Origin of the sequence: Psychromicrobium xiongbiense, from assembly GCF_030271165.1 — a bacterium.
Taxonomy (GTDB): Bacteria; Actinomycetota; Actinomycetes; order Actinomycetales; family Micrococcaceae; genus Renibacterium; species Renibacterium xiongbiense.
Map to the genome: position 1 here is coordinate 224706 of NZ_JASSZH010000021.1, position 19834 is coordinate 244539.

The window sequence follows — 19834 nt, forward strand, 5'->3', positions numbered from 1 at the left end:
GTTATCGCTACACCGGGGAATCGCTGAAGATCGCGATCAGCACCTGCTGGGCCCACTCGAGAATCTGAGTGTCCACCAGATCACGACCCCCCACCCGGGCTGTTTTCGGTTTCGGAATCAGAATCGCGCTCAACGCAGGTTTGATCTGGGATCCGGGGTACATCCGTTGCAGACGCATCTGCCGTGATTCGGGCAGATCTGCCGGAGCGAACTTCACAAAGTTCCCCTGCACCGCGACATCGCTCAGACCCACTTCGCGGGCCGCAACGCGGAACCGAGCCACCGCGACCAGGTTCTGCACCGGCGCCGGCGGCTCACCATAGCGGTCGATGAGCTCTTCCAGCACCTCATCGATCGCCTGCGGAGTCAGCGCGGCAGCCAGCTTGCGGTAAGCCTCCAGGCGCAGCCGCTCCCCCGGCACATAGTCGTGGGGCAGATGCGCGTTGACCGGCAGCTCGATCTTCATATCGGCGACCTTCTCCTCGGCCTCACCCCGGAAGTCGGCCACCGCCTCGCCGACCAGGCGAATGTAGAGATCAAAGCCCACCCCGGCGATATGTCCGGACTGCTCGCCACCGAGCAGGTTTCCGGCACCCCGGATTTCCAGGTCCTTCATGGCCAGCTGCATGCCAGCCCCGAGCTCGTTGTGCGCGGCGACCGCCTTGAGCCGCTCCAGCGCCACCTCACCCAGCGGCTTCTCCGCGGGGTACAGGAAGTAGGCGTAGGCCCGTTCCCTGCCACGGCCCACCCGGCCACGCAGCTGGTGCAACTGGGAGAGGCCATACTTATCAGCGCCATCGACAATCAGCGTATTGGCGTTGGAGATATCCAGGCCGGTCTCAATGATGGTGGTGCAGACCAGCACATCGAAACGCTTCTCCCAGAAGTCCACAATGATCTGTTCCAGCCGGGCTTCGCTCATCTGCCCGTGCGCCACCGCAATGCGGGCCTCCGGCACCAGCTGCTGCACATGGGCGGCGATCCGCTCGATCGAGGACACCCGGTTGTGCACGAAGAACACCTGACCCTCGCGCATCAGTTCGCGTCGGATGGCGGCCGAGGTCTGCTTATCGGTATAGGGACCGACGTAGGTGAGCACCGGGTGGCGTTCCTCCGGCGGAGTGGCCAGGGTGGAAGTCTCCCGGATGCCGGTGAGCGACATCTCCAGGGTACGTGGGATCGGGGTGGCGCTCATCGCCAGCACATCCACATTGGTGCGCATCTTTTTCAGCTGCTCTTTGTGCTCCACACCGAAGCGCTGTTCCTCATCCACGATCACCAGGCCCAGGTCCTTGAACCCGAATTCCTTGGACAACAACCGGTGGGTGCCGATGACCACGTCCACCGTGCCGTTCCGCACCCCCTCTGCGGTTTCCTTGGATTCCTTGGTCCCCTGGAAGCGGGATAGCGGCCTGACCCGCACCGGGAAGCCAGAGAACCGCTCGGTGAACGTCTCGTAGTGCTGTTGGGCGAGCAGAGTGGTCGGCACCAGGACCGCGACCTGTTTGCCATCCTGCACCGCCTTGAAGGCGGCCCGGACGGCGATCTCGGTCTTGCCGTAGCCGACATCACCCGAGACCAGGCGATCCATCGGGATCTCCCGCTCCATATCCGCCTTGACTTCATTGATGGTGGTCAGCTGATCCGGTGTTTCGACATAGGGAAACGCCTCTTCCAGTTCGCGCTGCCAGGGAGTGTCCGCCGCAAACGCATGACCCTTGGAGGCCATCCGGGCGGAGTAGAGACGAATCAGTTCGCCCGCGATCTCCTTGACCGCCTTGCGTGCCTTGGTCTTCGTCGCCGCCCAGTCGGAGCCACCCATCTTGCTCAGCACCGGAGCATCGCCACCGACGTAAGCGGTGATCTGATCCAGCTGATCGGTCGGGACGAAGAGTTTATCCCCAGGGGCGCCACGCTTTGCGGGCGCGTATTCCAGCACCAGGTACTCACGGTTGCCATCCGTTCCCACCACTTTGCGCTGGATCAGCTCCACGAACCGGCCGATGCCGTGCTGCTCGTGCACCACAAAGTCGCCGGCGCGCAGCTGCAGCGGGTCCACCGCATTGCGCCGTTTGGACGGCATCTTGCGCATATCTTTGGTGCCGGCGGCGGTGGCCCTGCCCAGCAGATCGGCTTCGGTGAGCAGGCCCAGTTTCAGCCCGTCCAGCACGAATCCGTGCCCGGCGGCAGCGGTGGTCACCTCGATGATGCCCGGTTGCGCCGGCTCATCCAGCGAATCGACCCGCGCCGCCGGAATATCCGCATCATGGAACAGCTCAGCGAGACGCTGCGCGGGGCCGGGGCCATCAGTCACCACCACGATGCGCCACTGATCGGCCACCCGGCTTCCGACGAACTCCAGCATCTCCGCCACATTGCCCTGATAGCCGCGTGGCTCCCGGGCCGGGATCGCCAGAACATCCAGCTCCGGTTCCGTTTCCTGGCCCATATCGCTATGGAGGCCCAGTGCGGAGATCGACCACCAGCTGAGCCCGGAACGCAGTGCGGAGGTCCGGCTTTCAGCCAGCGAGGCAAAGTTCGCTGAGGCCAAGGCCCGGGAGACGTCCAGAGTCTGCGAGACATCCAGAGGGGCCACGCCGCCATCGGACGCTGTGGACCAGGCCGCCTCCAGGAACTCCTCATTGGTCGCCTCAAGGTCGTGGGCACGCCCACGGACGCGCTCCGGCTCCAGCACGATGGCGATCGAGCCGGGCGGGAACTCGGCCACCACCGGGACCACAGATTCGACCAGCACGGGGGTCAGCGATTCCATGCCTTCCACCGCAATGCCACCGGCGATCTTCTCCAGCATCCCCGCCGCGGCCGGGAAGGAGTCCTTGAGCCGGGCGGCCCGCGACTGCACCTCAGGGGTGATCAGCAACTCGCGGCAGGGTGGGGCAAAGAGTTGGCTGGGGTGGGTCACCGTGCCGCTGACCGAGGTGATGGTGCGCTGGTCCGCCACGGCAAACCAACGCATGGATTCAACCTCATCGCCGAAGAATTCAATGCGCACCGGGTGGTCATCGGTCGGCGGGAAAACATCGATAATCCCGCCGCGGACCGCGAATTCGCCTCGATGCGTGACCATGTCCACACGCGCATAGGCGGCCGCTGCGAGCCGGCGGACCACCTCGTCGAACGGCGCAATGTCCCCCACCCTCAGTTCCACCGGCTCCACGTCGCCCAGGCCTGCGACCACGGGCTGAACCACGGCGCGCACCGGCGCGACCACCACGCGCAGGGCGGCGTCCTTCGTTGATCCTGTCCGCTGATCTCCGGTTCTGGCGTGTTTGAGCCGGCGGAGCACAGCAAGTCGACGGCCCACCGTGTCCGAGCGGGGCGACAACCGTTCATGCGGAAGCGTTTCCCAGCTGGGGAATTCCGCCACGGCATCGACGGGCAGGTAGGAGCGCAGCGCTGCCACCAGATCTTCACTCTCCCGGCTGGTGGCCGTGACCACCAGCACGATGCCGGCCGCCCCTTCCACGGCAGGCGCGGCGGCCAGACCCTCAGCGATCTCTGCGATCAAAGGTGCCCGCAATCCATTGGGCGCGCCGATCTGCAGACCCTCGGTGCGCAGGGCATGAGCACGTTCTGCATGTGCGCGAACCCTGGCAATACTGGGCTCCTCGCGCAGTGTGGAGCGCAATCCGTTCAATGTCATGAAGAATCCTCGACCTGTGGGTGGAGTTGGGCAGAATGACGGGGCGTCCCATGCCGCGAATCGCAGCACGAAAACCCGGGATTCCTGAGAAGCCCGGGGTGCCCTTTCAGTGTATCGCTGGCCACTGACAGTGAGCTCAGCGACGCCTTCATGAGTCCCTTCCACTCGCGGCGCGGGCCGCTCATGTGGTTGGCTGGTGCTGCAGTTTGTTCGCAGTCTGTTCGCAGCGCCGTCGTTCGCGGCGGTATCCCGATGTAAGGACCACTCATGGCTCTGTCTTCTTCCGCCTCACTGCCCACCGACATCGAGCGCGTCGTCGAACTCTTCCGGAGTGTTGACTTCGTCCGTCAGGTCAGCGAGGCCGCCGGTGGAACTCTGGAGTCCTACGCCGTCCAGGAGGATCCGAGTGGTTCCTTCGAGGTGACGCTGGTCCGCGCCGTTCCGAGCGACCGACTGCCGGATATCGCCCGCAAATTTGTCGGCGCCAGCCTGACTCTCAAGCAGAAGGACAGCTGGTCCGCCCCCGCTGCGGATGGTTCCCGTGAGGTGAGGATCAGCGCGACGATCTCCGGTGCACCCGTGGAGGCCAAGGCCGTGCAGCGATTGATCGCGGAAGGCGCACAGACCCGCATCGAACTCGACGGAGCTGTGACCAGCAGCATCCCATTCCTCGGTGACAAGATCGTCCGTGCGGCAGAGCCCGCCTTCGGCAAGGCACTGAACCTGCAGGTCTCCGAGGCGCTCAAGGTCCTCGGCGGGGAGTAGATCGGCACCGGGCGGGCTGAAGTCGGCCATCCAGCCTAAAATGGGTAGTGGTGAGCCGGGAAGTCTGGTCGGCACAGCCTTCGTGCTGTCATGAGAGATCTCAGTAAGGACTGACCATGCCCGGTGCACGCCCCACCCCTGCTGTACACAACCATCAAGCTGCCCGCACAGTATTTGCCCGCGGCTCGAGCCCGGAACGTGTGCGGATCTCCGCCATTCTGCGCCGCGAAACCGTCGGCGGAGCGCTGTTGCTCATCGCGACGGTTGCCGCGTTGATCTGGGCCAACTCCCCTGCTGCTGCCGGGTACTTCGCACTCCGTGAAACCCCACTGGGTGTGGACTTCCTGGGCCTCAAGCTGAGGCTTGGCGACTGGGCCGCGGATGGGTTGTTGGCAATCTTCTTCTTCGTCGCAGGGCTGGAACTCAAACGGGAGTTTGTGGCCGGGGATCTGCGCAGCTTCAACCGGGCCATCGTCCCGGTGGCCGCTGCCTGTGGCGGCGTGCTGGTTCCCGCAGTGATCTATGTTCTGGTGAATGTGCAGAATGGCGCTGAGATTCTGCACGGCTGGGCCATCCCGACTGCCACGGACATCGCCTTCGCACTCGCGGTCCTTGCGGTGATCAGCACGCATCTGCCCACCGCGCTGCGCACCTTCCTGCTGACCCTGGCCGTCGTGGATGATCTGATCGCCATCGCCATCATCGCGGCGTTCTATCCGCACGGCCTGGCCCCGGGGTATCTGGCGCTCGCGCTGATCCCACTGGGGCTGTTCACCTGGTTGGTGCAGAAGCGCGTCCGGAGCTGGTACCTGCTGCTGCCGCTGGCCGCCGCCACCTGGGCGCTGGTTCACGCCTCCGGGATCCACGCCACCGTGGCCGGGGTCTTGCTGGCCTTCGCTGTTCCGGTGTTGCGCCGGGACCGGACGCCGGACGGAGATCAAGCAGAGAGGGGCCCCGGCTTGGCCGAACACTTTGAACATCGCATCCGGCCGCTCTCCGCCGGGGTGGCCGTGCCGATCTTCGCGTTCTTCTCTGCGGGCGTGGCCGTAGGTGGGATCAGCGGAATTCAGGCTGCACTGAGCGATTCGGTGGCGGTCGGCATTGTGCTCGCGCTGGTGCTCGGGAAGACCGTGGGCATCTTCGGTGCAACCCTCCTGGTCACCACAACCACCCGGGCCAGCCTGGACAGTGGGCTCTCCTGGTGGGACGTTGCTGGGCTTGCAGTGCTGGCCGGTATCGGATTTACCGTCTCTCTGCTGATCGGAGAGCTCGCCTTTGGCCACGACTCACCGCACACCGATCATGCCAAGGTGGCGATCCTGACCGGCTCACTGATCGCCGCGTTGCTGGCCTCGATCATTCTCCGGGCGCGCAATCGCCGCTACCGGCAGCTGGCCTAGGCGCTGTCAGCCCGCAGCGCATCCTCGACGGCAACCCAGGCCAGCATGGCGCATTTCACCCGGGCCGCATAGCGGGACACCCCGGAGAAGGCTGCTGCTTCGCCGAGTACCCCGGGATCCGCCTCGATCGTTCCCCGGGAGCGCATCACGGTGCGGAACTGCTCAATCAGCTCCAGTGCGGCCCCACCGGACAGCCCTCTCAACTCACCGGTCAGCACCGAAGCGGAGGCCATCGAGATGGCACAGCCAGCCCCGTCCCAGTGCACGCCCAGCACGTCACCACCCTCGGCCACATCCACCCGCACCGTGATCTCATCGCCACAGACGGGGTTGAGCTGGTGTGAGTGGCCGCTGCGCGCCCCCGCTGGAACCGGCTCCGCCGTCAGCAGGTCATCCCCGTTGCGGAGTTTGGACTGCTCCAGGATGATCTCCTGGTAGAGGGAATCAAGGCCGCTCATACCGTTGCCCCTTCGCTGGTTGCGGAACCGGATCGTTGACTCACGCCGAAGTAGCCGCGCACCTCGGAGACAGCCTGCAGGAACTGGTCCACTTCGTCCTCTGTGGTGTAAAGATAGGCGCTGGCGCGGGTGCTGGCGGTCAGCCCGTAGCGCCGGTGCAGTGGCTGCGCGCAGTGGTGCCCCACGCGCACCGCAATGCCGCGATCGTCCAGGAACTGGCCGACATCGTGCGCATGCACGCCGTCCACCTCGAAGGAGGCCAGACCGAGGCGTTCCTCTCCGGGAGCCGGGCCAAGCAGGTGGATTCCCGGGATCGAGACCAGCCCGGAGGCCAGACGCTGTCCCAATGCCGCCTCCCATGCGGCGATGGCGTCCATGCCGGTTTCACGCAGATAGTTGACGGCCACGGACAGGGCGATCGACTGCGAAATCCGCTGCGTTCCGGCCTCAAAACGCTGCGGGGCCGGGAGATAGCCAGAGGACTCCATGGTGACCTTGGTGATCATGGAACCACCGGTCAGGAACGGCGGCATGGCGTTGAGCAGTTCGGAGCGTCCGTAGAGGGCCCCGATACCGGTCGGAGCGAGCATCTTGTGGCCGGAGAAGGCCGCAAAATCCACGCCAAGGGCCTTCACATCGACCGGAAGATGCGGCACCGACTGGCAGGCATCGAGCACGGTGAGCGCGCCGACCCGCCGGGCCATCGCGGTGAATTCGGCCACCGGGTTGATGGTGCCCAGGACATTGGAGGCCTGAGTGAAGGCGAAAACCCGGGTTCGTTCCGTCAGCAGCTCGCTCACCTGCCCAGGATCCAGCGTGCCGTCATCGGTCAGCGGCACGTAGCGCAGAGTGGCACCGGTGCGGCGCGCCAGCTCCTGCCAGGGCACCAGGTTGGCGTGGTGCTCCATTTCGGTGACCAAGATCTCGTCCCCCGGCCTCAGGGCAAACCGCCGGGCTTCCTCGGCCACCGGCCCCATGCTCGCATTGGAGAAGGAATACGCGATCAGATTGAGTGCCTCCGTGGCGTTGGAGGTCCAGACCAGCTCGGCCTCCCGGGCACCAATGAACCCGGCGACGATGCCGCGCGCAGCCTCATAGGCCTCGGTCGCCTCGACAGCCAGCCAGTGGGCACCGCGATGGACGGCGGCATTGCGCTGTTCGTAAAATTCCTGCTCCGATTCAAGGACGCTGAACGGCTTCTGCGAGGTGGCCCCGGAGTCCAGATAGACCAGTGGATGCCCATTGACCTGGCGCTCCAGAAGGGGGAAATCGTTGCGTATCCGTGCCACCTCGAGTGCCGTGAGGCTGGGACGGGCCAGTCGCTCATCCCCGCTCGTCTGGTTCAGTGTTGGCTGGTTCAGCCCGCTGCGGTTCAACTCCGTTGACCCCACCATCATCCTCCAGTGCTCACCTCGCCTCCGTTCCCCGCCAACGGAATCAGCCGTCGCGGTAGAAGTACGAACCCCACAATTCTCCCATGGTTCACCGGGGATTGGTGTGTGAGAAAGGCCTCGCTCACACATCTGCGGGAGGCTGAGAAGCACGGGTGAAGGCCCAGAGCAAACTTCTTCGGCAGGCTCAGAAAGACGGAGGCACGGTGCGGATTTCGGTGATGGGATGCGGTTATCTGGGGGCCGTGCACGCAAGTTGTCTGGCCACCATGGGTCATGAAGTAATCGGCATCGACGTCAATGCGCATCAGATCGCCGAGTTGTCCGCAGGCCGGGCCCCCTTCTTCGAACCAGGGCTGCCGGAACTGCTGCAGAAGGCCACTGCCACCGGAAACCTCCGTTTCACCACGGATCTGTCCGAGGCCGCTGACTGCCAGGTGCACTTCGTCTGTGTGGGGACTCCGCAGCGCAAAGGCGATTACGCGGCAGATCTGAGCTATGTGAATTCAGCCTTTGAACAGCTCGCGCCGCTACTGCGCGAGGGTGATGTGGTGGTCGGTAAGTCAACCGTTCCGGTCGGGACTGCTGGACGGATCGCCGCCGAACTGGCGGTGAGCGCCCCAGGAGCCGTGCTGGCCTGGAATCCGGAATTTCTGCGGGAGGGCTATGCCGTACGCGACACGCTGTCCCCGGATCGTCTGGTCTACGGTGTCCCGGAAGGTGCGACGGGTGATCAAGCGGTGGCCGCGCTCGATGCCGTCTACGCCCGCCCGCTGGCCGAGGACACCCCCCGGCTGGTCATGGACTACGCAACGGCAGAGTTGGTCAAGGCCGCGGCGAACTCCTTCCTGGCCACCAAAATCTCCTTCATCAATGCCATGGCGGAGGTCTGCGAGGCCTCCGGTGCCGACGTCACCATGCTGGCGGACGCCATCGGGCTGGATGAGCGGATTGGCAGGAAATTCCTCAACGCCGGCCTGGGCTTTGGCGGCGGATGCCTGCCCAAGGACATCCGAGCCTTTATGGCCAGGGCCGGGGAGCTGGGCGCAGACCAGGCGCTGACCTTCCTCAAAGAGGTGGACTCGATCAATATGCGCCGACGCACCAAGGTGGTGGAGCTGGTGCGTTCTCTGGTGGCTGAGACTGGTGGTTCCCTGATCGGGCGCCGGGTGACGGTGCTGGGTGCCGCATTCAAGCCCTACAGCGACGATGTACGCGACTCCCCCGCGCTCAATGTGGCCGCACAATTGCAGTTGCAAGGCGCCACCGTCACGGTCACCGACCCGGAGGCGCTGAACAATGCGGCGCAGCGCTTCCCCACGCTCTCCTTTGAGCCGGACCTGCAGCTGGCGCTGGAGGGTGCGCATTGTGTGGTGTTGCTGACCGAATGGCCGCAGTATCGCAGTCTGGATCCGGTGACAGTGGCAGCCCTGGTCAGCGAGCGAACCATCGTCGATGCACGCAATGTGCTCGATGCCGCCGCCTGGCGGGCCGCCGGCTGGACGTACCGGGGGCTCGGCCGCGCTACTTGTTGACCGGATGAAACTTCTGTTGCGCGGCGAGCAGGCCGTCGCTGACCAGTAGCTCGACGGCATCGGCGGCATCCTGAATCAGGAAGGGCAGTTCCTTGCGCTCCACCGTGGAGAAGGCCTTGAGCACATGGGCGGCGGCATCTGCGCGGCCCGGCGGGCGGCCCACACCGACGCGGACGCGGTAGAAATCCTTGGTGGCCAGGGCCTTGGCCATATCCCGGACACCGTTGTGGCCACCTTCACCGCCACCGATTTTGAGCTTGAGGGTATTGAACGGGATGTCGATTTCATCCTGGACAGCCACGACGCGATCGGTCGGCAGGTTGTAGAACCGGGCGAGTGCCGAGGTGGGTCCGCCGCTGAGATTCATGAAGGTCTGTGGCTGTGCCAGGACCAGCTTGGGCCCGCCGGGGCTGAGCCGGCCTTCCGCGACCAGGGCGCGGGATTTGTTGGCGCGGAAGCTCACGCCCATGCGTTGGGCGAGCTCCTCCACCACCATGAAGCCGATGTTGTGGCGGGTATGACGATAGTCGGGCCCGGGATTCCCGAGCCCGACTATCAGCCAGGTGTCTGCCATCAGCGGTGCTGCTTCAGGTCAACCGTGAGTCAGTGCCTCGTTACTCGGCAGCTGCTTCGGTTTCCTCGTCCTCGGCAGCGGCTGCCTCGGTGATGTTGATGATCAGGGTGTCCGGCTCCGACACCAGAGTGGTGCCCTGCGGCAGCACCAGATCGGAGGCAACGAGGTGCTGACCTGCAGCAAAGCCCTCGATGTTCGCCTCGAGCTGGGTCGGCAGGTGGGTTGCTTCAGCCTCCACCGTAACGTGGGTGGCTTCCTGGTTGACCACGGTGCCGGACTGCGGTTCACCGACCAGCACGAGCGCGATTTCCACGGTGACCTTCTCGCCCTTGCGGACCGTCAGCAGATCGATGTGCTCGATGATCTGCAGAACCGGATCACGCTGGACGTCCTTGACCAGGGCCAGGTGCTCGGCGCCTTCAAGGTCGATGGTCAGCAGAGCGTTAGCCGTACGGATGGCACGAGCGGTCTCGCGCTCCGGCAGGGTCAGGTGGATCGGCTCAGCGCCGTGACCGTAGATGACCGCAGGGATGTGGCCAGCGGCACGGGCGCGACGGGCGTAGCCCTTGCCGAATTCGGTGCGAAGCTTGGCAGCAAGCTTGGTTTCGCTCATGGAGTCTCTCCTTCTTCGATGGTGTTGGACGAGGGGTCAAACACCTCGAGCAAGGGAGTGCTACGCCAGAGGGTGAGACCGTGTCGATCACGGAAGCCGGATTCACTCGTCATCAGACGGGCGCGCTTCCCTCGCCAAGGTACCCGGATAGTTTAGCAGGGTTGACCGGGGTCCTGGCCCGGGGAATACTCCCGTTGCCCCGCAGGTTGACATCCGTGGCAATGACGCCGATCCCCCGTACCAGCTACACCCAAGGAGACGGCCGATGTCGTTGACCGCTGACACCACCGTGCGCACCGCGCAGACCAGTACCCCCATCGTCGAGGTTCTGGCAGAACGCTGGAGCCCCCGTTCCTACGATCCCAGCGCGCCCCTGGATGAAAGCAAACTGGTGGCCGCTCTTGAGGCCGCCCGTTGGTCGCCATCGGCCGCCAACACCCAGCCCTGGCGCTTCGTCGTCGCGCGACGGGGCAGCGCAGCCTTCGACACCATCGTTGAGCACCTCATGGGCTTCAACAAGACCTGGGCCGGCTCCGCGCAGGCGCTCATCGTGGCACTGGCCATCCCCACCACAGAGGACGGCAGCGCGCTCACCTGGGCCGAGTATGACCTCGGCCAGGCGCTGAGCCACCTGAGCTTCCAGGCCCACCACGACGGTCTGCACGTCCACCAGATGGGCGGCTTCGACGCTGAAGGGATCAAGAAGGCCTTCAACCTCGATGACGGCCTCAAGGCACTGAGCGTCTCGGCGATCGGAGTGCTCGGCAGCCCCGATGCCCTGCCCGAAGCGCTGCGCGAGCGTGAGGTGGCACCCCGGCAGAGGCTGGCCCTGGATGATCTGATCCTGGTCAGCGAATAAGGCTGCCTCCGCTCCAGTCACGCAAAAGCCCGCGTCCGGCCTCTACGGAGAACCGGACGCGGGCTTTTGTCTGAGACTGCTCAGCTCTGAGTCAGGCCTGACCGTCAAACAGTGAGGTCACGGAACCGTCTTCAAACACGGCCTTGATGGCGCGGGCGATCAACGGCGCGATGGAGAGCACGGTCAACGTCGGGAAGCGCTGTTCCTCGGTGATCGGCAGCGTGTTGGTCACCACCACTTCGCGAGCACCGGAGGCCGCCAGACGCTCCGCCGCCGGTGAGGAGAACACGGGATGCGTTGCGGCGATGATGACGTCCTTCGCTCCGGCATTCTTAAGCACCTGGACGGCGCCGGAAATGGTGCCGCCGGTGTCGATCATGTCATCGATGAGGACGCAGGTACGGCCTTCGATCTGGCCGACCACCTGCTTGGACACCGCCTGGTTGGGGACGGTGAGGTCACGGCTCTTGTGCACGAAGGCCAGGGGTGCGCCACCGAGGCGATCGGCCCACTGCTCGGCCACCCGGACGCGCCCGGTGTCCGGGGAGACCACCGTGACCTCGTCCACATTGACCCGGCTGCGGATGTACTCCGCCAGTAGCGGGATGGCCATCAGGTGATCCACGGGACCGTCGAAGAATCCCTGGATCTGTGCTGTGTGCAGATCAACGCTGATCAGCCGGTCGGCGCCAGCGGTCTTGTACAGGTCAGCCACCAGACGCGCGGTGATCGGCTCGCGCCCGCGTCCCTTCTTGTCCTGGCGTGCGTAGGGATAGAACGGGGACACCACGGTGATCCGCTTGGCCGAAGCCCGCTTGAGAGAGTCGATCAGGATCAGCTGCTCCATCAACCAGTTATTCAACGGCGCGGGGTGCGCCTGGAGCACGAAAACGTCGCTGCCACGCACACTCTCCGCCGACCGCACATAGATCTCACCATTGGCGAAGTCATAGGCGTCAATCGGCAGAAGCTCGGTATTCAGTTCCCGTGCAATCTCCTGCGCCAGTTCCGGGTGCGCCCGGCCAGAGGCCAACAATAGTTTTTTCTCGCCGTTGGCGGTGATTGCGCTCATGCCCGGGTGCCTTCCGATGACTGTTGTTGTGTTTCAGGGTGTTCGTCGAGGCGTGTTGCGCCCAAGGCGCTCTGGGCGTGCAAAGAAGACTGGGCGTGCAGGGCGGAAACGCTGCCCGGCCGGTGATCCAGCACCCAGCCTTCGGCATTGCGTTGCGCTGCGATGGTCAGCGCCAGGGCACCGGCAGGGACGTTCCTGCGGATCACCGCACCGGCGCCGGAGTATGCACCGTTGCCCACCTCGACCGGGGCGACGAACACGGTATTGGAACCGGTGCGCACCCCCGAGCCGATCAGCGTGCGGTGCTTCCTCTCGCCATCGTAATTGGCGGTGATATTGCCGCACCCGATATTGGTGTCCTCACCGATCTCGGCATCCCCGGCGTAGCCCAGATGAGACAGCTTGGTGCGAGCCCCGATACGCACATTCTTGGTCTCGTAGAAAGCACCGATCCTGCCGTCTTCGCCCAGCACGGTGCCTGGCCGCAGATAGGTGAACGGGCCAACGCTCGCCCCTGCTGCGATCACGGATTCGGAACCATGGGTGCGGATCACCGTGGCGCCGGGGCCGATCTGCACATCGGTGAGGGTGCAGTCTGGCCCCACGACGGCATCGCGCTCCACCGTGGTGCTCCCGTGCAGTTGGACGCCGGGCAGCAGGGTCACGTCCGAATGCAGCGTCACCTGGACGTCGACCCAGGTGGTGGCGGGATCCAGCACGCTCACCCCGGCGTGCATCCAGCGCTCCAGCACCCGGTCATTGAGGACCCGACCCAGGGTGGCCAGCTGCACCCGATCGTTGATGCCCTCCACCTGCCACGGATCGTCGGTCACCCAGGCGGCCACCCGTCCGCCCACCTCGGTGGCCAGGGCCAGCACATCGGTCAGGTACATCTCACCCTGCGCGTTGTCCGTTCCGACGCGATTCAGCGCATCGCGCAGGATGCCGGCGTCGAAGGCATAGATGCCGGAGTTGATCTCGGTGATCGCCCGCTCCGCCTCGCTAGCGTCCTTGTGCTCACGGATACCCAGAACGGTGCCGTCCTCGGCGCGCAGAATGCGCCCGTACCCGGTGGGGTCCGCGACGTGTGCGGTAAGCACGGTGACTGCATTGGACTGGTTCTCGTGGGCGGCGACCAGCTGGCGGAGCAGCTCGGTACTCAGCAGCGGAACATCCCCGTAGGTCACCACGACGGTGCCCTCCACCGGGGCATCGGCTGCCTCGAGGGCAGCGACATCGAGCGCTTCCAGAGCCACCTGAGCCGCCCGGCCGGTACCCGGGACGTCATCCTGGTCCACCAGGAGTGCGGTCGGATCCAGGGTGGCGACCTCAGCGGCCACCCGGTCACGTTCATAGCGGACGACGACGGCGAGCCGCTGCGGCAACAGGCCACGGGCGGCGGCCAGGGCGTGGCCGATCAGTGGAAGACCGCCGATGCGATGGAGAATTTTGGGAGTGGATGATTTCATCCGGGTGCCAGCCCCGGCCGCAAGAACAATGACGCTCAATCCCTGCGCAGAATCGGAGGTGGCGGTCAGTGCGATAGGCGGCAAGGAATCCAAGCTGCTGCTCCTGTGGCTCGGTGCATCTGGAGGGAACACGTGAACCGACCGTGGTGTGTGGTCGGCGCCGGTGACAGACTCATCCTATGCCTCTGTGCACCGCGTTCCGCCCATAGGATTCGAACCTATACTCCACGGCTCCAAAGGCCGGGGTGCTGCCGTTACACCAGAGCGGAGTGCACTCGTCAGGACGAAGGTCCGTCAGAGGCGACTCTCTAGTTTGCCATGGCGGGCCGCCGGGGGTCGAATGAACCGTTCCGGGTCACTCCCAGCCAGCCCCCTCCGCCCCTTTCCCTCCCTGCCCCTCTCCCCTTCCCAACTGAGTGGCAGTAGTTGTCGAAAAATGGCGAATTTTGAGCAACTACTGCCACCCAGTTGGGTTACGGGAGGGTAACGCACGCTGGGTTACGGGAGCGTACCCGAGGCGCGGGCGAGGTTAGCCGAGCTGTTCGGAGAGCTCCAGCCAACGGTCCTCCAACTGAGCCACTTCCTCTTCCAGCACCCGCAACGCCTCGGTGTGCCCGGCCAGCCCCTGGTAGTCACTCTGGTCGTGGCCAGCCAGCGTTCCGTGCGCCCGGTCAATGAGTTCCGTGAGCTTGTTCAGCCGACGCTCGAGGGCGCTGACCTCCTTCTGCGCGGCCCGTAGCTCACTGCCGGAGAGAGCGGAGTCAGTCGATGGTGCTCCGGCGGCGAGCGACGGTGCAGACCCGCCACGGGCTGCCGCTGCCGTGGCGGCCGCGCTGAGTTCCAGGTACTGGTCCACCCCGCCCGGCAGATGCCGCAGCTGGCCGTCCAGAATCGCATACTGCTGATCGGTGACGCGTTCCAGCAGGTAGCGGTCATGGGAGACCACCACGAGCGAGCCGGGCCAGGAGTCCAGAAGATCCTCGATCGCAGCGAGCATATCCGTGTCCAGATCGTTCGTCGGTTCATCGAGCACCAGCAGGTTTGGCTCGTCTAACAGGATCAGCAGCAACTGCAGCCGCCGCTTCTGGCCGCCGGAGAGATCCTTGATCTGAGTGGACAGCTGCGCGTTGGTGAACCCCAGCCGCTCCAGCAGCTGGCCTGGAGTCATCTCTTTACCCCCGGCGATGTAAGAGGTGCGCTTGCGCCCGATCACATCGCTGACCCGTTCCTCAGCGATCTCCGCCAGGTCACCCAGCTGCTGGTCCAGGGTGGCGACCTGGACGGTCTTGCCACGTTTGACCCGCCCGGAGGTCGGTTGCAGTGCGCCGGTAATCAGGGAGAGCAGGGTCGACTTTCCGGCACCGTTGACACCCAGAATGCCGGTCCGCTCCCCCGGGGCGATCCGCCACTCCACCTTGCGCAGTACCTCGCTGTCGCCGAAGGCCACCCCGGCGTCCAGCAGGTCCACCACCTCTTTACCCTGCCGGGCGCTGGCCATCTGACGCAGCTCTATCGGGTTGCGCAGCGGCGGGACATCCTCAATCAGAGCGTTCGCGGCATCGATGCGGAACTTCGGCTTGGCGGTGCGGGCCGGGGCGCCGCGCCGCAGCCAGGCGAGTTCCTTACGCATCAGGTTCTGCCGTTTCGATTCGGTGGCGGCCGCAATCCGGTCCCGCTCCACCCGTTGCAGCACGTAGGCCGCATATCCGCCCTCAAAGGGCTCCACAATGCCGTCGTGGACTTCCCAGGTAGCCGTGGAGACCTCATCCAGGAACCAGCGGTCGTGGGTGACCACCAGCAACCCACCGGCCGTCGCGGACCAGCGTTTCTTCAGATGCGAGGCCAGCCAGGTAATGCCCTCCACGTCCAGGTGGTTGGTCGGCTCATCCAGCGCCAACAGGTCCCAGTCGCCCACCAGTAACGCTGCCAGCGCAACCCTGCGACGCTGCCCACCGCTGAGACCACGCACCGGGGCGTCCCAGTCGAGGCCACTGACCAGACCGGCGATCACCTCACGGGTGCGCGCCTCCGAGGCCCACTCATGCTCCGCCCGATCCCCGACAATCGTCTGCGCGACCGTCAGGGCGTCATCGAGCGTATCCGACTGGTCCAGGACGCCCATCCGGACGCCGCCGCGCACCGTGACCCGCCCGGCGTTCGGCTCCAGCTGCCCGGCCAGCATGGCCAGCAGACTCGACTTGCCGTCACCATTGCGACCCACGATGCCGATCCGGTCACCTTCATTGACGCCGAGCGTGACCGACCCGAAAACCGTGCGGGTCGGGAATTCAAGGTTCAGGGCTTCAGCCCCCAGCAGATGTGCCATCAGCGTGCCTGCCCGGGCTGGGTCGACACCATGGCTACGGGGATTGGACGATGCCGGCCCGGGCGCGTGCAGGTCAGGCCACAGAGCATCACGGGGGTGGGAGAGGTCAAGGAGTTCCTTCAGGTAGAGCCGGGCGCTTGAGACCGGTCTGGAGAGTGCCTAATGCACCACGTCAGAGACAATTTTCGCACCGTGCACCGGCGAATGCACAGCGCGCACCCGCAGGCCCCCGGCACGGAGTTCATCGGCAATGTCCTCGGCATGAACCTGATCCCGCGCCAGAGCGGCAACAGTGGGGCCGGAACCGGAGACCACTGCGGCCAGTGCACCGGCATCGCGTGCAGCCCGGAGCGTCCCTGCCAGGCCCGGCGACAGACTCAGTGCTGCCGGCTCCAGATCATTGTGTACCACCGCGGCCAGCGCCTCGGCATCCCCGCTGCGCAAGGCCTGTAGCACCAGCGGGTTGACGGCCTGCGGCACCTCGGGCCGCTCCCCGTGCATCGTGCGCAGTTTGTCCAGCGTGCCGAACACCGAGGGCGTGGACAGACCGAAGTCCGCGGCTGCCAGCACCCAGAAGAACGGCCGCGGAGCCAGCGCGGAAGAGAGCTCCTCCCCCACGCCCAGACCAATCGCCGCACCACCAAAGAGCGCGAAGGGGACGTCAGCTCCGAGTTCGGCCGCCAGATGGGCCAGCTCTTCCCGGGACAGGCCAGCCTCCCAGAGGGCGTCACAGGCCAGCAGAGTAGCGGCGGCATCAGCCGACCCGCCGCCCATGCCACCGGCCACCGGAACGCGCTTGAGAATTTCGATATCCACGCCGGTGGGGTGCTCGCTGAGATCGGCCATCAGGTTCGCCGCGCGGGCCACCAGATTGTTGTGATCGAGAGGGATGCTGAGCAACGCCTGCTCTTCCGGCCCCGCCGACGAATCCGACCCTGAGGAACCCGAGGAATCCGACGATGCAGGCCCGGCGGCCAGGCCGTCCGGCGCATAGCGAAGGCTGACCCCGACACCCGGTTCGAGCCGACTGCGCACCGTCACTTCTTCATACAGCGAGACGGCCAGATAGGCGCTGGCCACCGGATGATAGCCATCCTCGCGGAGCGGCCCCACCTCAAAGGAGACATTGATTTTTCCGGGCGCTTTGGCGCGGACCGAGCGCTGCCTGGCCTTGCCCGGGCCGCGTGAACCAGAATCCTGCGAACGGGAGCCCAGCGAAACGGTGCCGTTGCTCCCGGCGCGTGATGGCGTCATAGCCCTAACCTAGGCCACCGTGCCGGAAGCGTCCAAGTGCTGAGCCCCGGCGGGGCGAACACCGAGGAGGAATCAGGAAGCCGAATCAGCAGCAGTCAGTTCTCCGGTAGCAGCCAGAGCGATCCGGGCAAAGGCCTCGACATCGAGCATTTCGCCGCGGCTGCTCGGATCCACCCCGGCCGCCACGAGGCGACGCTCCGCCTCTGCCGCGCTTCCGGCCCAACCTGCCAGTGCTGCACGGAGCGTCTTGCGGCGCTGGGCGAACGCCGCGTCGATCACGGCGAACACCTCGGGGCGCATCTCCTCGGCGATCGGGGGTTCACGGCGGGTGAATTCCACCAGCCCTGAGGAGATTTTGGGTGCTGGCCAGAACACGTTCATGCCGATCACCCCGGCTTTGCGCATGGAAGCGTACCAGGCGGCTTTGACCGAGGGGATGCCGTAGGTCTTGCTGCCCGGTCCGGCGGCCAGCCGGTCCGCCACCTCGTCCTGGACCATGACCAGGCCGTGGCGGAGGCTCGGGAAGTGTTCCAGCAGGTGCAGCACCACGGGTACCGCCACGTTGTACGGCAGATTCGCCACCAGCGCGGTGGGCTGCTCCAGCTCCCCGCCAGCACCGCCCGGCAGGCTGGTCACCCGGAGCGCATCGGCGCCGATCACGTTCAGCGATCCGCTTTTCTCCGGCCGGAATTCGGCCACGGTCTGCGGCAGCCGCTCGGCCAGGGGCGGATCGATCTCAACCGCGACGACGCGCTCGGCGGCATCGAGCAGTCCCAGGGTCAGCGAGCCGAGCCCTGGCCCAACCTCCAGCACGGTCTCCCCTGGGTCAACGTGAGCCGCGGCCACGATGCGACGGATCGTATTGCCGTCGATGACGAAGTTCTGACCCAGGGTCTTGGTGGGCCGCAGTCCCAGTTCCTCGGCAAGACGGCGGATGTCGGCTGCACTGAGTAAGCGGCCGCCGGACGTGGCAGCCGCAGGGGCTGGCGTGCTGTCAGAACTCGGTTCGGTGGGCTGGTTCACCGCAGCAGTCTACCGGGCGGCCGTCACCAGGTCCCGGTTGGCCAGCGCCGTTAGCCCGGGATAGATGGGATAGAACAGCAGATCCCGGCTCACTGGAGTGTGAGCCGGGATCTGTTGACAGAAGTGTGAGCGATTAGCCGCGATAACCGCAGCCCCAGGGCCCCAGGCCAGCCTTCGCGTAGTAAGCGTTGGCCACAGCAATCTGCTGCTCGCGGCTCGCCAGATCGGCCCGGGGAGCGTAGGCTCCACCGCCGTTGGCCAGCCAGGAACCGGTAGCGAACTGGAGCCCGCCATAGTAACCGTTACCGGTGTTGATAGCCCAGTTGCCACCCGATTCACATTGAGCGATCGCGTCCCAGTTCACGCCGGTGGCAGCGCCTGTCGGAGCTGCGCCGGTGTTGCCGCCGGCGGCAGGGGTGGCAGCAGGACGGTCCTTACCGCCCACCGTGACCTTCTGCACTACCGGGGTGCTGAGCGTCTGCTGACCGGTCTGCACGCGGCTCACCTCACGCCCGTCGATGGTGGTCACCGTGAAGGTCTTCTGCAGCTTGCCGGCCACACCCTGCTGGGTGACCTTCTTCTCATCCTTGAACGCATTCGGATCGACCGTCTGCTCGGTGGTGAAGGCGACATCTTCCTGCGTGGTCACGGAGCCATCGGTCAGCACCCGGGAGACCTTGATGGTCAGATGGGGCACGATGGGCGCGGTCCGCGGAACGGAGGTCAGATCAGCTGCGCCGAGGATCACCTTGGCTTCAGTGAGCACATCCGCCACCGTTGCTGCGGTGGTGGTGCGCTCCACGCTGGTGCCATCGGCCACAATCGTGACCTGCTTCGGCGTCGTAATGGTCAGGCTGGCGCCGTCCTGGGCCAGAACTGCATCCCGGGGGGAGCTGAGCACCGCTGCCGGGGAGATGTTGAGCTGATCCACCAGCGCGTCGACGTGGCTGGCAGTGGTCTGCACGTGGCTGGCGACGCCATCGACCGTGACCAGAACATCCTTGCTCTTCTCCACGGTGATGGTGATGCCGTTATCCACGGCAGAATCGAGGGCCGGGACGACCTTGTCCGCGGTCGTCACGCTGACCTGGGCCGCATTGAGCACATCGTGCACCGACCCACCAAAGGTCTGCACGGATGTCGCCACTCCATCTACCGAGAGCTTGATAGTTTTCGCTGCCGATACAAAGCCGACAAGACCGGCCACAAGGGCCAGAAGAACGAGAGACTGACCGGCTATTTTCGGCCAGCTGAGTTTGCCCCCGGAGGTGAAGAATTGTGCCACTGGATCCCATAACTACTCAAGCATCCGGGCACGGGAATTCAGAGTAGTCATACGCACCTGCGCGCATCCCCACTCTCAGAGATCTCTATCTGTTTCAGACCACGCTGTGCCACTGTGCGTGCAGGACTCAAGGCGGTCTTCATGAT

The 19834-nt window shown here is 65.3% G+C and carries 15 protein-coding genes and 1 tRNA gene; 4 read left to right on the forward strand and 12 right to left on the reverse strand.

Annotation, left to right across the window (positions count from 1 at the left end):
- Window positions 1-7 precede the first annotated feature (7 nt).
- A complete protein-coding gene (mfd, locus tag QQM37_RS08965) occupies window positions 8-3664 on the reverse strand; it encodes a transcription-repair coupling factor (protein WP_285726658.1) in 3657 nt (1218 codons plus the stop codon).
- Between the two features lie 267 nt (window positions 3665-3931).
- On the opposite strand from mfd, the gene QQM37_RS08970 reads away from it, so the two are divergent.
- Window positions 3932-4429, forward strand: coding sequence for a DUF2505 domain-containing protein (locus QQM37_RS08970; protein ID WP_285726660.1), 498 nt, complete (start codon window positions 3932-3934; stop codon window positions 4427-4429).
- Window positions 4430-4545: 116 nt separating this feature from the next.
- Complete coding sequence (gene nhaA / locus QQM37_RS08975; RefSeq protein ID WP_285726662.1) at window positions 4546-5829, forward strand: Na+/H+ antiporter NhaA; 1284 nt, start codon at window positions 4546-4548, stop codon at window positions 5827-5829.
- On the opposite strand, the gene sufU is transcribed toward nhaA, so the two are convergent.
- Window positions 5826-6287 carry a Fe-S cluster assembly sulfur transfer protein SufU gene (gene sufU, locus QQM37_RS08980; protein ID WP_285726664.1) on the reverse strand — a complete coding sequence of 154 codons (462 nt, stop codon included), beginning with the start codon at window positions 6285-6287 and terminating at the stop codon, window positions 5826-5828. The genes nhaA and sufU overlap by 4 nt on opposite strands.
- Entirely contained in the window at window positions 6284-7681 is a 1398-nt protein-coding gene (locus QQM37_RS08985) for an aminotransferase class V-fold PLP-dependent enzyme (RefSeq protein WP_285726666.1), read from the reverse strand. The genes sufU and QQM37_RS08985 overlap by 4 nt, the downstream gene beginning before the upstream one ends.
- A gap of 203 nt (window positions 7682-7884) precedes the next feature.
- Here QQM37_RS08985 and QQM37_RS08990 point away from each other — a divergent pair, with 203 nt between their 5' ends.
- The gene (locus tag QQM37_RS08990; protein ID WP_285726758.1) at window positions 7885-9213 is read left to right on the forward strand and encodes a UDP-glucose dehydrogenase family protein; all 1329 of its coding nucleotides are present in this window, start codon (window positions 7885-7887) and stop codon (window positions 9211-9213) included.
- Here QQM37_RS08990 and pth read toward each other — a convergent pair.
- Together pth and QQM37_RS09000 are read right to left on the reverse strand one after the other, a co-directional pair.
- Window positions 9203-9787, reverse strand: a complete 585-nt coding sequence (gene pth / locus QQM37_RS08995; protein ID WP_285726668.1) for an aminoacyl-tRNA hydrolase — start codon at window positions 9785-9787, stop codon at window positions 9203-9205. The genes QQM37_RS08990 and pth overlap by 11 nt on opposite strands.
- A 40-nt stretch (window positions 9788-9827) precedes the next feature.
- Window positions 9828-10400 (reverse strand): 50S ribosomal protein L25/general stress protein Ctc, encoded by a 573-nt coding sequence (locus tag QQM37_RS09000; protein WP_285726670.1) that lies wholly within the window; start codon window positions 10398-10400, stop codon window positions 9828-9830.
- A gap of 265 nt (window positions 10401-10665) precedes the next feature.
- Here QQM37_RS09000 and QQM37_RS09005 point away from each other — a divergent pair, with 265 nt between their 5' ends.
- On the forward strand, window positions 10666-11259 hold the full coding sequence (locus QQM37_RS09005; protein WP_285726672.1) for a nitroreductase family protein: 594 nt from the start codon (window positions 10666-10668) through the stop codon (window positions 11257-11259).
- Between the two features lie 91 nt (window positions 11260-11350).
- On the opposite strand, the gene QQM37_RS09010 is transcribed toward QQM37_RS09005, so the two are convergent.
- The 7 genes from QQM37_RS09010 to QQM37_RS09040 all read right to left on the reverse strand — a co-directional run bounded on the left by QQM37_RS09010 (window position 11351) and on the right by QQM37_RS09040 (window position 19688).
- The gene (locus QQM37_RS09010; protein WP_285726674.1) at window positions 11351-12331 is read right to left on the reverse strand and encodes a ribose-phosphate diphosphokinase; all 981 of its coding nucleotides are present in this window, start codon (window positions 12329-12331) and stop codon (window positions 11351-11353) included.
- Window positions 12328-13800, reverse strand: a complete 1473-nt coding sequence (gene glmU / locus QQM37_RS09015) for a bifunctional UDP-N-acetylglucosamine diphosphorylase/glucosamine-1-phosphate N-acetyltransferase GlmU (RefSeq protein ID WP_285726760.1) — start codon at window positions 13798-13800, stop codon at window positions 12328-12330. The genes QQM37_RS09010 and glmU overlap by 4 nt, the downstream gene beginning before the upstream one ends.
- Before the next feature lie 197 nt (window positions 13801-13997).
- Window positions 13998-14069, reverse strand: a tRNA-Gln gene (locus tag QQM37_RS09020).
- A gap of 260 nt (window positions 14070-14329) precedes the next feature.
- Complete coding sequence (locus QQM37_RS09025) at window positions 14330-16126, reverse strand: ABC-F family ATP-binding cassette domain-containing protein (protein WP_285726676.1); 1797 nt, start codon at window positions 16124-16126, stop codon at window positions 14330-14332.
- 159 nt (window positions 16127-16285) lie between these two features.
- Complete coding sequence (locus tag QQM37_RS09030) at window positions 16286-17380, reverse strand: 4-(cytidine 5'-diphospho)-2-C-methyl-D-erythritol kinase (protein WP_285726678.1); 1095 nt, start codon at window positions 17378-17380, stop codon at window positions 16286-16288.
- 72 nt (window positions 17381-17452) lie between these two features.
- On the reverse strand, window positions 17453-18403 hold the full coding sequence (rsmA, locus tag QQM37_RS09035; protein ID WP_420030145.1) for a 16S rRNA (adenine(1518)-N(6)/adenine(1519)-N(6))-dimethyltransferase RsmA: 951 nt from the start codon (window positions 18401-18403) through the stop codon (window positions 17453-17455).
- A gap of 133 nt (window positions 18404-18536) precedes the next feature.
- A complete protein-coding gene (locus tag QQM37_RS09040) occupies window positions 18537-19688 on the reverse strand; it encodes a transglycosylase family protein (RefSeq protein ID WP_285726681.1) in 1152 nt (383 codons plus the stop codon).
- Window positions 19689-19834: the final 146 nt, after the last annotated feature.

What these genes read in the sequence shown, in the direction of transcription:
- mfd (WP_285726658.1), bottom strand. Translation starts at nt 3,664, where the DNA reads ATGACATTGAACGGATTGCGCTCCACACTGCGCGAGGAGCCCAGTATT.
- QQM37_RS08970 (WP_285726660.1), top strand. Translation starts at nt 3,932, where the DNA reads ATGGCTCTGTCTTCTTCCGCCTCACTGCCCACCGACATCGAGCGCGTC.
- nhaA (WP_285726662.1), top strand. Translation starts at nt 4,546, where the DNA reads ATGCCCGGTGCACGCCCCACCCCTGCTGTACACAACCATCAAGCTGCC.
- sufU (WP_285726664.1), bottom strand. Translation starts at nt 6,287, where the DNA reads ATGAGCGGCCTTGATTCCCTCTACCAGGAGATCATCCTGGAGCAGTCC.
- QQM37_RS08985 (WP_285726666.1), bottom strand. Translation starts at nt 7,681, where the DNA reads ATGGTGGGGTCAACGGAGTTGAACCGCAGCGGGCTGAACCAGCCAACA.
- pth (WP_285726668.1), bottom strand. Translation starts at nt 9,787, where the DNA reads ATGGCAGACACCTGGCTGATAGTCGGGCTCGGGAATCCCGGGCCCGAC.
- QQM37_RS09000 (WP_285726670.1), bottom strand. Translation starts at nt 10,400, where the DNA reads ATGAGCGAAACCAAGCTTGCTGCCAAGCTTCGCACCGAATTCGGCAAG.
- QQM37_RS09005 (WP_285726672.1), top strand. Translation starts at nt 10,666, where the DNA reads ATGTCGTTGACCGCTGACACCACCGTGCGCACCGCGCAGACCAGTACC.
- QQM37_RS09010 (WP_285726674.1), bottom strand. Translation starts at nt 12,331, where the DNA reads ATGAGCGCAATCACCGCCAACGGCGAGAAAAAACTATTGTTGGCCTCT.
- glmU (WP_285726760.1), bottom strand. Translation starts at nt 13,800, where the DNA reads ATGAAATCATCCACTCCCAAAATTCTCCATCGCATCGGCGGTCTTCCA.
- QQM37_RS09025 (WP_285726676.1), bottom strand. Translation starts at nt 16,126, where the DNA reads ATGGCACATCTGCTGGGGGCTGAAGCCCTGAACCTTGAATTCCCGACC.
- QQM37_RS09030 (WP_285726678.1), bottom strand. Translation starts at nt 17,380, where the DNA reads ATGACGCCATCACGCGCCGGGAGCAACGGCACCGTTTCGCTGGGCTCC.